The 11,899-nt window shown below is 69.9% G+C and carries 12 protein-coding genes; 6 read left to right on the forward strand and 6 right to left on the reverse strand.

The features are described from left to right. The first annotated feature begins 70 nt into the window (after nt 1–70). The 3 genes from ACWEOI_RS13560 to ACWEOI_RS13570 all read left to right on the forward strand — a co-directional run bounded on the left by ACWEOI_RS13560 (nt 71) and on the right by ACWEOI_RS13570 (nt 2,707). Nucleotides 71–322 carry a hypothetical protein gene (locus tag ACWEOI_RS13560; protein ID WP_433666004.1) on the forward strand — a complete coding sequence of 84 codons (252 nt, stop codon included), beginning with the start codon at nt 71–73 and terminating at the stop codon, nt 320–322. 569 nt (nt 323–891) lie between these two features. After that, on the forward strand, nt 892–1,539 hold the full coding sequence (locus tag ACWEOI_RS13565) for a DUF2267 domain-containing protein (protein WP_452359783.1): 648 nt from the start codon (nt 892–894) through the stop codon (nt 1,537–1,539). Nucleotides 1,540–1,555: 16 nt separating this feature from the next. Further along, on the forward strand, nt 1,556–2,707 hold the full coding sequence (locus tag ACWEOI_RS13570; RefSeq protein WP_452359784.1) for a site-2 protease family protein: 1,152 nt from the start codon (nt 1,556–1,558) through the stop codon (nt 2,705–2,707). Nucleotides 2,708–2,759: 52 nt separating this feature from the next. Here ACWEOI_RS13570 and ACWEOI_RS13575 read toward each other — a convergent pair whose 3' ends face one another. Together ACWEOI_RS13575 and ACWEOI_RS13580 are read right to left on the reverse strand one after the other, a co-directional pair. Next, the gene (locus ACWEOI_RS13575; RefSeq protein ID WP_452359785.1) at nt 2,760–3,029 is read right to left on the reverse strand and encodes a DUF1918 domain-containing protein; all 270 of its coding nucleotides are present in this window, start codon (nt 3,027–3,029) and stop codon (nt 2,760–2,762) included. A 320-nt stretch (nt 3,030–3,349) separates the two neighbouring features. Next, nucleotides 3,350–4,750 (reverse strand): wax ester/triacylglycerol synthase domain-containing protein, encoded by a 1,401-nt coding sequence (locus tag ACWEOI_RS13580; RefSeq protein ID WP_452359786.1) that lies wholly within the window; start codon nt 4,748–4,750, stop codon nt 3,350–3,352. 447 nt (nt 4,751–5,197) lie between these two features. Between ACWEOI_RS13580 and ACWEOI_RS13585 the strand changes: the two genes are divergently transcribed. Continuing rightward, on the forward strand, nt 5,198–6,199 hold the full coding sequence (locus ACWEOI_RS13585) for an Acg family FMN-binding oxidoreductase (protein ID WP_452359787.1): 1,002 nt from the start codon (nt 5,198–5,200) through the stop codon (nt 6,197–6,199). 203 nt (nt 6,200–6,402) lie between these two features. On the opposite strand, the gene ACWEOI_RS13590 is transcribed toward ACWEOI_RS13585, so the two are convergent. Then, on the reverse strand, nt 6,403–6,663 hold the full coding sequence (locus ACWEOI_RS13590; RefSeq protein ID WP_379279490.1) for an SHOCT domain-containing protein: 261 nt from the start codon (nt 6,661–6,663) through the stop codon (nt 6,403–6,405). 28 nt (nt 6,664–6,691) lie between these two features. Beyond that, nucleotides 6,692–7,453, reverse strand: a complete 762-nt coding sequence (locus ACWEOI_RS13595) for an SDR family NAD(P)-dependent oxidoreductase (RefSeq protein WP_452359788.1) — start codon at nt 7,451–7,453, stop codon at nt 6,692–6,694. A 181-nt stretch (nt 7,454–7,634) separates the two neighbouring features. Between ACWEOI_RS13595 and ACWEOI_RS13600 the strand changes: the two genes are divergently transcribed. Then, the gene (locus ACWEOI_RS13600; protein WP_452359789.1) at nt 7,635–8,345 is read left to right on the forward strand and encodes an SRPBCC family protein; all 711 of its coding nucleotides are present in this window, start codon (nt 7,635–7,637) and stop codon (nt 8,343–8,345) included. Then, a complete protein-coding gene (locus ACWEOI_RS13605; protein ID WP_452359790.1) occupies nt 8,342–9,340 on the forward strand; it encodes an Acg family FMN-binding oxidoreductase in 999 nt (332 codons plus the stop codon). Before ACWEOI_RS13600 ends, ACWEOI_RS13605 begins: the two co-directional genes overlap by 4 nt. Before the next feature lie 221 nt (nt 9,341–9,561). On the opposite strand, the gene ACWEOI_RS13610 is transcribed toward ACWEOI_RS13605, so the two are convergent. Next, nucleotides 9,562–10,965 (reverse strand): wax ester/triacylglycerol synthase family O-acyltransferase, encoded by a 1,404-nt coding sequence (locus tag ACWEOI_RS13610; protein ID WP_452359791.1) that lies wholly within the window; start codon nt 10,963–10,965, stop codon nt 9,562–9,564. 19 nt (nt 10,966–10,984) lie between these two features. After that, complete coding sequence (locus ACWEOI_RS13615; protein WP_452359792.1) at nt 10,985–11,872, reverse strand: universal stress protein; 888 nt, start codon at nt 11,870–11,872, stop codon at nt 10,985–10,987. Between the last annotated feature and the right edge of the window lie 27 nt (nt 11,873–11,899).

Genomic DNA, 11,899 nt, shown 5'->3' on the forward strand with positions numbered 1-11,899 from the left:
TCGAGCTGACCGATACCGTTGTCGAACGGTTGTCGTGGCTCTTCCGGAGCCCTGAAAGGTTCGGTGTCGTATGACCGCTTTGGGCCGCGATCAGGACTCGACGTTCTTCGGATTCATCCAAACTTCCGACGGCGAATGGCTCGCCATCGACGACAACGGCACACCGGTTCCAATCGAGGATGCCGAGGAGTGGGCGCTGGAAGTCGCCGCCGAGCGCGCCGAACTCGAAGCGATGCGCCACCGGCAACTCGGGCTACCCGTGGTGGACGTGGAGCCGCTCGCGGTATACGACAGAGAACCGCGTGACAGTGATCTGTGTTAGACCCACCGGCACGTCGGATTCCCTTCCCGCGTATCCACGGTTGGCGGGAGTGGTTGCATCGCAGAGGCTACAGCCGCCATGCCCCCTAGGACGTATCACGTCACCACGATGAAGCGCTGGCGGATCCCTGGGACTCGAATTCGGTTGCGGCCTCTCGACCTCGAACGGGCCGATCGGGTGCCGCGCAGATCGATCCCATCGTCCGCCCGGCCGACGAACCAGAAATACCCCGTCCAGACAGCGGCGCGCGGACTCCCAGGTGAATTCCCGGCACGCCATCTCGTACGCCATGAGATCGGCTTCGGCTCGCTCGCGCGCGGTCTTGTCGATCGGTTCCCAGCGCATCGTCTCTCGCACCGGCCTGCCCTGGTGGTTCGCGGTCTTCATCGGTGCCTCCCGTAACCAGTCAACGACCGCGACCCCGGCGGGTGGCAGGGCGTAAAGACCATCGCCGCGAGGACCTCCGTCGCCGGTGCTGTGGCACGAGTCCTCTGCCCGGTGCGTCGGTGCGCGGCGCAGGCTCGAGCCAGTACTCGACTGCCCGATCACCGTTCGAAAGGCCGTGTCCGATGAGCCATCACACCGATCCGTTCGCACCCAGCGTGCACACCGCCCACGAATGGCTGGCGGCCGTCGCCGAGGGCATCGATGCCGAGGACCGCTTCGTCGCCCACCGTGCCCTGCGGGCGTGGCTGCACACCGTGCGCGACCGCTTGAACGTCAACGCCGCCGCGCACCTGAGCGCCCAGCTGCCGGAACTGCTGCGCGGAATCTTCTACGAGGGCTGGATGCCCAGCCAGGTGCCGGTCCCGCACGACGTGCCGTCCTTCCTGACCCAGTTCGCCCGTACCGCGGGTGTCGGCACCGAGGAAGCGGTCCCGCTCGCGGGCATCGTCACCGACGCCCTCGCCGACCTGTTCTCTCCCGGCCAGCTCGATCACGTGCTGGCTCAGTTGCCCGTGAAGCTGCGCTTCATCCTGCTCGGGACCGATCTGTCGGCCCTCTACGCGGGTGGGGCGGCCTTCCCGGAACCGGATGTGCCACAGATCGAGGCGCTCGAACGCCGCGTGAACGCGCTCACCGAGGCGGTGACGGCGCTGGTGCACGGACTCGAGTTCCCCGCCGAGGGCGAATTCGACACCGGCGCGGGGTTGTCGGCGGCGCAACGCGCCCACCGGATTCTGCTCGCCGAGGGCCTCGCCGGCCCCGGCCACTGACCCGGACGAGGACATCATGCCGATCCGATCCACCCTCCCGCTCGGCCACGTCGCCGGCATCCGCCTCGGCGCGCACTGGTCGGCCGGGGTGACCGTGGGACTGTTCACCTGGGTGCTGGCCTCCTACCTGCACGGCACCGCCAGCACCGGAATCATCTGGGCGGCAGCGGTTCTCGGGGCGCTGACGCTGATCGCGTGCCTGCTCGCCCACGAGCTGGCGCATTCGATCGTGGCCACACGGCACGGAGTCCGGGTCGAACGCATCGTGCTGTGGCTGCTGGGTGGGGCGTCCGAGCTCGCCGACGAACCCCGCGACGCCCGCACCGATCTCCGGGTCGCGCTGGCCGGGCCGGCCACCAGCCTGCTGCTGGGCATCGTGGCATACGGCGCGGCGGCGCTCGCCGCCGTCTTCTCTCCCGGCGGGCCGGTGACCGCCACCCTGCTCTGGCTGGCCACGGTCAATGTCGTTCTCGCCGTGTTCAATATGCTGCCCGGAGCGCCCCTCGACGGCGGCCGGGTGGTGCGCGCGCTGTTGTGGCGCCGCAGCGGTGACCGTCTGCGCGCCGAGACCACCGCCGCCCGCATCGGCCGATTCGTCGGCATGATCCTGGCCGGTCTCGGCGTCGCCGAGATCCTCGCCGTCGGCGACTTCGGCGGCCTGTGGCTGATGCTGCTGGGCTGGTTCCTCTACACCGCCGCCAACAGCGAACTGATGCTCGCGGGTCTGCGACACCGCCTGGGCGACACCACGATCGGCGAGATCATGACACCCCATCCGATCTCGATCCCCGCCGATCGCACCGTCGAACAACTGCTCGGCTCGGACGTCGTCTACACCCATCACCGCGTCTTCCCCGTCGTCGACGCCGACGGCCGACCCCGCGCCGTCCTGGCCTGGGCCGATCTGCTGCGCCCCCGCACCGCCGTCCACCCCGGCCTGCGCGTGTCCGAATTGGCCCGCCCCCTCCAGCCCGCCGCGATAGCCGGGCTCGACGCTCCCCTCAGAGATGTGATCGCCCGAATAGTCCTGCGCCCCGATCTGGACGCCATCGCCGTGGTGCACCCCTCTGGCCGGCTCGCGGGCGTGGTCACCGCCACCGACCTCGCCCTCGCCTGCGACCGCTCGGCCCTCGGCCTGCCCGCCCACCCCACGCAGACCTCCTCCTGACCACCACCCAAGCTCGCGAGTGGTTGGACTCCGCGATGCCGTGCCAGTCAGCTCACGCCGGGCGGAGGTGCGGATTCGGGCGGTGCTGCATCGAGGACAGGCGCGCGGACTCGAGATCTTCCCGGGTTCGCAGGTCCTCGGCGCTCAGCACGTAGGAGTCGGGCCCCGGATAGATCAGGGTTCGGTGCCCGGTATCGGTCCAGTGCACCAGGTAGGGCGGTTCCCCGTCCTTGCCGTGGACTTCCTCGATGAGACCGCGGCGAGGCGTGCCGCCGGTGGTGCGATGCTCGGCGATCAGCCAGTCGCCCTGTGTAGCAAACATGATTCGAACCTTCCTGTCTCCTCGGCACTCGATGTCATCCTCGTCCGGCTCCCGATTCGGGGGAAGGGCCGGAGGTCCCGGCGCGGAGGTCAGGCGGCACCGTTGCTGGACGTGAAAGTGAGTGCCTCACTGACCACTTCTCCATCCGTGAGACCGGGGTCTCTCAGCCAGCAGGGGCGAATGTCCTTCTGGCGCGGGTATTCGTCCTCACACACCCTCATTGCTGATCGATTCGACGCCGTCATCCACATCGATCGGACCACCGCGCTCCAACCACTCGTGCCGAACAGCACCGGCGCCGCGACGCTGTTCCTGGCGGCTCAGGATTGATCCACCGGCGCCGGGCTTTCGTGTCCACCGCCGTCGAGCTCGGCGACCACACGGAATCCGTCGGCCAGACACTCGGCCAGCACCGCCGGATCGGGCACCGCAGCGGTGTCGGAATTGATTCCGATACAGCAGGTTCCGGTGTGCGAGATCAGAGTGATGTTGAACGCGGTGCCGGTGGTGGGCCCGAAAGCGAAGACGCGCTCGACCTTCGCGCCGGCGACATAGAGCGCGACCGGGGACCCCGGGACGTTGGAGGCGATGAAATCGACGTGTTTGAACATGCTCGTGAGCAGGCCGACCGGCAACCTGTTGAAGGCGGCCGCGACGGCGTTCGACAGCGGGATCGCGGGTTCGCGTCGCCACCGCTCGACCGTGCTGCCGAGGGCGCGCATGAGATCGACCACACCGTCCACAGCGACGGGGACAACGAACCGGGCGATGGTGATGCGGTTGCCGCCGACCGGATCGCCGGTGCGCCGCAGGCTGATCGGCATCGCCACCCGTAGCTGCTCGACCTGATGCCCGTGCCGGCTGTGGTAGACGCGCAAGCCGATCAGAATCGAAGCCAGAAAGGCGTCGTTGACCGTGCAGCCCGCCCGGCGCGCCGCGCCGTGCAACGGCTCCAGCGGCACCTCCAGCACCGTCAGCCGCCGCCCCAGACTCCGCCCGGTCATCTGGGGTGACAGCGTTCTGGTGATCGGCCGGGCGAACCAGAGCAGCGATTCGGCCATCGCGACACCGTCGCGGACCGCACCGACAGGGTTGGTGACGGCCCGCCGGGCGATCGGCGGTAACGCCGCCACGCCCGCGCGCACCAGGTCCGCGCCCGCCGACCAGTTCCACGCGACGATGTCGCCGAGCACCCCGCCTTCCGATCGCGCCGGGGCGGGGACCGATGCGTGCGCGGTGCCCGCACGGCTGAAGTCCAGGATCTCACCGGCTATCTGGATGCCGCCGACACCGTCGGTGAGGCTGTGGTGCACCTTCAGCACGAGCGCGCCCCTCCCCCCGTCCAGACCGCCGAGCACGGTGAGCCGCCACAGCGGCCGGGCCGGATCGAACGCGGACATGACCTCGGTGCGGGCGAACTCGATCACCGACGCCAGGTCCGCGGGCTCCGGAAGGGCGAAGTGGCGAACATGCCAGCGCAGGTCGAAATCGGGATCGGGGGTCCACCGCGGCGGTGTGAGCCCCCACGGCGCCGCGACCAACCGGTGTCGGAATCGCGGCACCACTCGTGTCCCTCGATCGAGCATGCGCAGCAACCGATCCCAGTCCGGTTCGGTGTCGAGGAGCATCACCGTCACGATCGTCGAACGCAGATTCGGGTCCTGTTCCATGCTCCATGCGAACAGGTCCGACTGGGTCATGTGCGAGTCGTGTGCGGTCATTGTCCCTACCATCCCGGAATGCGCGAATCCTGTACTCGCCGGGCGATTTCACTGTCTTCACTGTGACGGGCCGACCGGGTGATCGGCAGGGGCGAAGGTCACCCCGACAGCGAGCCTTCGGCCACCGCGGCCCCGGCTCGGGGAGGGCCGGAGCGACGACCGGATGGGGACCATCGGCCCTACGGCACGGAATGCCGCCGCGCACGACGCTGGTCGACGCCGGGCTGGAACTGTCGGACAAGCCCGACAGCGACCAGCGGTGATTCACACCGCGAGCACCCATCCGTGAGGGACGCGCGGTGGTCGCGGCCGTTGGGTCGGCGGCCTCCGGGCGGTGTCACCTGTTCCGGTCGTCGACCACCGCCGGGCAGCCGGGTGCCGAAATACCCTGCCACACAGGAAGAACGACCGTATCCGCCGGATTCGGACCACCCCGACACTGATGATATGAGCGTCAACGATGATGTAGGCGGCCGCCCGGCGCCCGATCCGGGCACAGTCTCCGCGGTGATCGAGCTGGCGGCGCGGGCGCCGTCGGTGCACAACTCCCAGCCCTGGCGGTGGCGGTTCGACGGCATCCACCTGAATCTGTTCGCGGACGCCGAGCGCCTGCTCTCGGCCGCGGACCCGCTCGGACGCCAGCTGGTGATCAGCTGCGGCGCGATGCTGCATCATGTCCGGGCGGCCTTCGCCGAGCGCGGCTGGCACACCGACATCGTCCGGGTGCCGCAGGCGAAGCGCCCGGACCACCTGGCGGCCATCGGATTCCGGCCGTGGGTGGATCCGCCGCCCGAGATCCGCGCGCACGCGCACGCGATCGCCCGGCGCCGGACCGATCGGCTGGCGCTGCTGGAGCCCACCGGCTGGGAGGACCTCGTTCCCCGGCTGCGCCAATTGGCCGCGGCACAGGACGTCCGGCTCGACGTGCTCGCCGAATCCGCTCGCCCACGGCTCGCCGCCCTGTCCCGCGAGTACGCGACCCTGCGCGGTCACGACCAGTTCTACGACCTCGAACTCCATGCGTGGGCAGGGAATTCCGACACGCGCGACGGCGTTCCCGCGACGGCCCTGGCCTCTGACTCGGAGTTCGCCCGGGTCGGCGTCGGCCGGGTCTTCCCGGCGGGTTTGCGTTCCACCCGCCGCGGTCCGCGCACCGACCACGCCCGGCTCGTGGTCCTCAGCGCGTTGCCGGACTCGGTCCCGCAATGGTTGCGCATCGGCGAGGCCCTCTCCGCGGTACTGCTCGAGTGCACCGCCGCCGGCCTCGCCACCTGCACCCTGACCAACATCACCGAATTACCGCCCGGCCGAGATCTTCTCGCGCGCATGATCGGCGGTCCCGGCATTCCGCAAGCGGTCATCCGGATCGGCTCCGCCCCACTCGATGAGACCCCCACGCCCCCGCTGACCCCCCGTCGCCCGGTCACGGACATCCTCACCGTCGGGTGAGGCCGCGGCCGGGCCGGGTGGAATCACATCGTCATCGGGGGCAGGATGCCCTGCTGGTGCAGCGTTCGTGCAGGCCCGCGTCGACGGCCGCCCAAGCGACGGCCAGGTAAGAGACCACTGATCCGTCGGTCGCGACGATGACCGACGGATTCAGCTGTCCGCCTGGGGAATCGGCGGCAGCGCTCGCCGGGTCGGTCCGCTGCTCATTGCCGCGCGCCCGATGCCCGCAGCGCGGTGAGCCGCGACGTGTACTCGGCCTCGTCGATCTCGCCGCGCGCGAAGCGCTGCGCGAGAAGTTCTTGCGGCGACGGGGATTCGTAGCGCGGCGCGCCGTCCCGGTCGGGGACCGCGAACCGGATCGCCAGGACGATCCCGCCGATGACGAGAGCCCAGAAGATCAGCATTCCGACGCCCATCCCGGCGTAACCCCAACCACTCAAATCGTGGTCGTTCCAATACATCATGGCGACGCCTCCTTCTGTCGTTCCGCCATCACCGGTGGTCGGCACCGGATGCTTCGAGGACCCCGGCCTGGCCGGTGGTCGCGCCGCCGTCGACCACGAATTCCGAACCGGTGGAGAAGGTCGCCTCGGTGACCAGGAATCGCACCATCGCGGCGACCTCCGCCGGCTCGCCGAACCGCGGCAGCGGCTGGGTGGCGGCGACGGACTCGTCCATCCCGGTGGTCATCGCGGTGTGGATCGGGCCGGGGTGCACCGAGCACACCCGGATGCCGGACGAACCCAGTTCCAGCGCAGCGGCTTTGGTCAACCCGCGCAGCGCCCACTTGCTCGCGACGTACCCGCTGATCCCCGCGTAGCCCATGAGCCCGGCGGTCGAGGACACATTGACGATGGTCCCGCCGCCGGCGGCGCGCAGGCGGGGCGCGGCCAGCCGCATCCCCAGCCAGGACCCGACGACGTTGACCTCCAGGACATGCCGGAACAGGTCGGGCGATTCCGTTTCCACGGTCCCGAAGTCGACGATTCCGGCGTTGTTCACCAGCGCGGCGAGTGGGCCGAACTCGCGTTCGGTCTCCTCGATCACTCGCTGCCAGCGGGCCTCGTCGGTGACGTCGAGGTGATGGAACCGCACCTGCGGCGCGAAGGTCTCCGCGAGTTTCAATCCCTCCTCGGTCAGCAGGTCGGCGATGACCACGCCGAAGCCCGCCTTCACCAGTTCCGCGACCACCGCCGCCCCGATTCCCCGCGCCCCGCCCGTGACGATGGCGCTCCGGTCCGCGAACTCGGTCATGGCTGGTCCTCCGATCCGTGCGAAATCCGTTGTTCGGTCACAGCATCCCGCGTTCGCCCACCGGCCCGAGACGGCCGAAAGTCACCGGTTGTGAGGGCGATTGCCGGGCCTTCGGTCCCTGCGGTAATCGCATCGGGCGGCCCAGGATCGACATCGACGCCCATCGAGAGGAATCCACCCCATGAGAACAGCGACCGCGACCGGCATCGGCATGGCCTCGGCCCTGGCCGGACTGGCGATCGGCTATCGGCTCTTCGCCCGGAAGACGTGCGTGACCTGGGGCTCGACCGCCGAGGAGGTCGCTCGCGTCATGCCCGGTGACGAGCTGCTCCCCGATGCGGGCACCGTCACCACCCGCGCGATCACGGTCGCGGCCACGCCCGAACAGATCTGGCCCTGGCTGGTGCAGATGGGTCCCGGCCGCGGCGGGGCGTACACCTATGACAGGATCGAGAACCTGCTCGGCCTGGACATGCACAGCGCCGACGAAATCCTGCCGGAGTACCAGCGGCTCGCGGTCGACGACGTGCTGCCGATGGGCGCGTCCGGTCCCGGCATGCGGGTGGCCGTGCTGGACGGCCCGCACGCCTTCGTCCTCGCCTCGACCGACCATCACTGGGTGTGGGCGTTCGGGCTGTATCCGACCGCCGATGGCACCCGGCTGATCAGCCGCAATCGCATCGCGCTCCCGGACGCCGGTCTGCCGCGACGCCTGTTCTACATGCTGATCATGGAGCCCGGCAGCCTGGTCATGGAGGCGAAGATGCTGCGCGGGATCAAGGAGCGCGCCGAACGCACCGTCGCGCCACTCACCGCGGTGACCAACGTCCCTGACCAGCAGGCGGAAAGCCCGTATGTTCCGCACTGGCCGGCGAGAACACTCGGAGGATGACCACCATGAACGCCACCCCGCTCGTCCCCGACCATCGCACCCTGATGTCCGCGATGCGCCTGGCGTCGCGCGCGCCCTCGGTGCACAACACTCAGCCCTGGCACTGGCGCTTCGACGGCGCGCACCTGCACCTGCACACCGACCCCGACCGGGTGCTCGTCACCGCCGACCCGCAGGGCCGGCAGCAGGTGATCAGCTGCGGGGCCATGCTGCACCACGTGCGCACCGCGTTCGGCGCGCACGGCTGGCACACCGACACCACACGCTTGCCCGACCCGTCCGATCCGGGCCGCCTCGCCGAGATCGGCTTCCGGCCCTGGCCCGACCCCCCGGCCGGGCTGGTGGCGCGGGCGCGGGCGATCGACCATCGCCGCACCGACCGCCTGCCGCTGGACCCGCCCGAGCACTGGGATGACGTGGCCCGCCGGCTGCGCATGCTGGTGTCCCCGCATTACGTGGACATGGAAGTCCTCGACGAATCCGTGCGGCCCAGGCTGGCGGCGGTGTCCGAGCAGGCGGCCGCGCTGCGCCGGCACGACCAGATGTACCAGGCCGAAATCGGCTGGTGGGCCGGTCATTCCGGTTTCCCCGAGGGGGTCCCCACCGACGCGCTGATCTCCGACGCCGAGCGCGCCCGGGTCCGGGTGGGACGGACGTTCCCCTCCGCGCCGCACTCCGCGCGCCGTCCCGACATCGAGGACCGGTCGCGCCTCGTCGTCCTCAGCACCCCCGCCGATTCGGCCTCCGACTGGCTGGCCACCGGCGAGGCGCTCTCGGCGATTCTGCTCGAATGCACCGTGGCCGGTCTGGCCACCTGCGCCCTCACCCACATCACCGAATTGCCCACGGGCCGAAACATTCTCACCGGATTCCTGCCCCGGCCCGGCCACCCGCAGCTGGTCGTGCGCATCGGCGCCACCCCCGCCGACGAACCCGAGCACCCGCCGACACCGCGTCGACCCCTCGCCGACACCCTGACCATCGACCAGCACTGACCCGGTCACGATCCTCACCGCGCAGCTCTACAGCCCCGGCGATATCGTCGCGATCGGCCTGGCCGACAGCCGATTGGCCGCCGCCGCGATGATCGCCCGCACTCCCGGATCCGGTCAGGTGGCGAGGATCGCGAGCAGGATCGCGCCGGCCAACACCACCACGAGCGCTGTCGCGAAGGCGATGAGGGCCCAGTGTTCTTGTGTGCGCGGGAATTTGATTGTCACGGCAGTTCTCCTTCGGCGGTGGCTTCGGCCCGGTGGGAACCGCTCAGCCGACCGTGTTGTGGCCTGGCCCGCGCCGCGGCGAGCAGGTCGGCGATGGCGGTGTGGATTCCGTCGGCGATCTTCTCCAGATCCGGGGTCGAGTCGTAGTCGCCGGTGATGCCGAAGGTCAGTTGGTCGCCGTAGCTGAGGATGGCGATGCCGGTGCGCAGGCGCATGGCGATGGGGATGGCCGGAATCAGTTCCAGCACTTCGCGTCCCAGCACCGACAGGGTACGGCGGGGGCCGGGGATGTTCGTCGCGACCGCGGTCACCCCGCGCTGCGGCAGGCGCGACCACAACCGCATGCCCCAGGCGACCGGCGCGAACGGTAGCCGCCCGGCCAGGTCGAGCAGTGACTTCTCGGCCTGCGCGGCGCCGCTCGACTTGTGCCGGGCCATACGCTGATGGATGGTGATCAGGCGTTCCACCGGGTCGTCCAGATGCAACGGCAGCAGGGACAGGACCGCGGAAACACGATTGTCCAGCAGGGATTTCGCATCGGCGGCCCGCATCGACACCGGCACCAGAATGCGCACCGTCTTTCCCGTGGGTTGCTCCCCGCGGCCCAGCAGGACGCCCCGATACGCCGAGGTCACCGCGGCGAGGACGACATCGTTGACCGTCGCGTCGAGACCGCGGCCGATCTCGCGGATCTCCGTGAGGGAGGCGCGGGCGATCGTGTAGCGCCGCTGGCGCCCGATCGGGCCGTTGAGCGAGGAGGCCTCGGGTACCGAGACGAACGCGGCCACCACCGGGATCAGGCTGCGCATCATCCCGACCGCGTAGCGCGGCACGTCCAGCGGCAGTCGCAGCCCGGCGACGACGCGGTCGAACCAGTCCGGTCCCGCGGCCGTGTCGGCCGGGGGCGCCGCCCGCAGCCGCGGATCGGATTCCTGTGCATCACACAGCCTTTCGAACAGACTCACGCCGGAGACGCCGTCGACGAGGCTGTGGTGCGCTTTCACGATCAGCGCCCAGCGCGCATCCGCCAAGCGCTCGACGACGACGCATTCCCACATCGGATGATCGCGATCCAGGCGTTCGACGAGCTCGCCGGCGACGAACTCGCGCAATACCGTCTCGTCGGCGGGTTCGGGCAGGGCGGCCCATCGAATGTGGTGGGCCAGATCGAAGTTCGGGTCCTCCTCCCGGACCGGGGCGGTCAGATCCAGCGGCGCGCGCCGGATTCGCTGTCGCAGGCGCTGGTTCGCCGCGACACGCTCGGCCAGCATCGCCGCGAACTCGGCTCGTGCGGGTGGCTGCCCGGCCAGGATCGCCACCGCCGCGATGCCGAGGCTGACGCGGCGGTCGGCATCCTCGAGTTCGATGAATCCCGCGTCCAGCGGCTGTAATTCGGTCATGACCGACACCTGATCCCGGTTATGCGCGGACGACGATCGTCGGGGTTTCGACGTTGTGCAGAACGGTGGAACTGGTGGATCCGAGCAGCATGCCCGTGAAGCCACCCCGGCCGCGGCTGCCGACCACGACCAATTGCGCGTACTCCGACTCCCGCAGCAGCGCCTGGTGCGGGCGTTCCATCACCAACAGGCGACGGACCGCAACGCCAGGATAGCGTTCACCGAATCCGGCGAGCCGCTCGGACAGCAGTTCGTTCTCCTGCGCGCGCAGCGGCTCCCAGCCGATCAGCGGCACGTACGAGCCGAGAATGTCGGTCCAGGCGTGCAGTGCGGTCACCCCGACCTTGCGCGCGGCGGCCTCGGCGAAGGCGAGTTCGAGCGCGGGCACGCTGTGCGGTGTGCCGTCGACGCCGACCAGCACCGGCTTCTCGGCGGAGAGCGGATCGGTCGCCGCGGTCGCGTGGATCACCGCCACCGGGCATTCCGCGTGCCGGACGACCGCATCGGCCACCGAACCGAGCAGCCCGGCGCGGATCGCGCCGAGACCGCGGCTGCCCACGACCACCGTTCGCGCGGTCCGGGACTGCTCGATCAGGTGTCCCACGATGGGTTCCCAGATCACTTCGGTCGTGATGGTGACCGCCGCCTCCGGCGCTCCGGCGCGCGCGACGCGGCTGGCCTCGTCCACGATTCGCTGCCCGTCCCTGGCCAGGAACTCCCGATCGTCGGGCCCGAGCACGTCGACCGGGACCTCGCCGACAGGCAGTGAGATCGAATTGACGATGTGCAGCTCGCAGCCGTGCAGTCCGGCTTCCACCGCGGCCCACACGGCGGCCTGATAGGAGGTGGCCGACCCGTCGACGGCGGCGATGATCCGTGCGGCCCGGGGTTCGAGAGCAGCGGTCATGGTGGGTGTCCTTTCGATTGATCCGGG

It is taken from the genome of Nocardia sp. NPDC004340 (assembly GCF_053602575.1).

Excerpts from the sequence above, each read along its gene's own strand:
- ACWEOI_RS13610 (WP_452359791.1), bottom strand. The coding sequence starts at position 10,965 with ATGACCGAATTACAGCCGCTGGACGCGGGATTCATCGAACTCGAGGAT.
- ACWEOI_RS13575 (WP_452359785.1), bottom strand. The coding sequence starts at position 3,029 with ATGTTTGCTACACAGGGCGACTGGCTGATCGCCGAGCATCGCACCACC.
- ACWEOI_RS13580 (WP_452359786.1), bottom strand. The coding sequence starts at position 4,750 with ATGACCGCACACGACTCGCACATGACCCAGTCGGACCTGTTCGCATGG.
- ACWEOI_RS13565 (WP_452359783.1), top strand. The coding sequence starts at position 892 with ATGAGCCATCACACCGATCCGTTCGCACCCAGCGTGCACACCGCCCAC.
- ACWEOI_RS13605 (WP_452359790.1), top strand. The coding sequence starts at position 8,342 with ATGACCACCATGAACGCCACCCCGCTCGTCCCCGACCATCGCACCCTG.
- ACWEOI_RS13560 (WP_433666004.1), top strand. The coding sequence starts at position 71 with ATGACCGCTTTGGGCCGCGATCAGGACTCGACGTTCTTCGGATTCATC.
- ACWEOI_RS13615 (WP_452359792.1), bottom strand. The coding sequence starts at position 11,872 with ATGACCGCTGCTCTCGAACCCCGGGCCGCACGGATCATCGCCGCCGTC.
- ACWEOI_RS13585 (WP_452359787.1), top strand. The coding sequence starts at position 5,198 with ATGAGCGTCAACGATGATGTAGGCGGCCGCCCGGCGCCCGATCCGGGC.
- ACWEOI_RS13600 (WP_452359789.1), top strand. The coding sequence starts at position 7,635 with ATGAGAACAGCGACCGCGACCGGCATCGGCATGGCCTCGGCCCTGGCC.
- ACWEOI_RS13595 (WP_452359788.1), bottom strand. The coding sequence starts at position 7,453 with ATGACCGAGTTCGCGGACCGGAGCGCCATCGTCACGGGCGGGGCGCGG.
- ACWEOI_RS13570 (WP_452359784.1), top strand. The coding sequence starts at position 1,556 with ATGCCGATCCGATCCACCCTCCCGCTCGGCCACGTCGCCGGCATCCGC.
- ACWEOI_RS13590 (WP_379279490.1), bottom strand. The coding sequence starts at position 6,663 with ATGATGTATTGGAACGACCACGATTTGAGTGGTTGGGGTTACGCCGGG.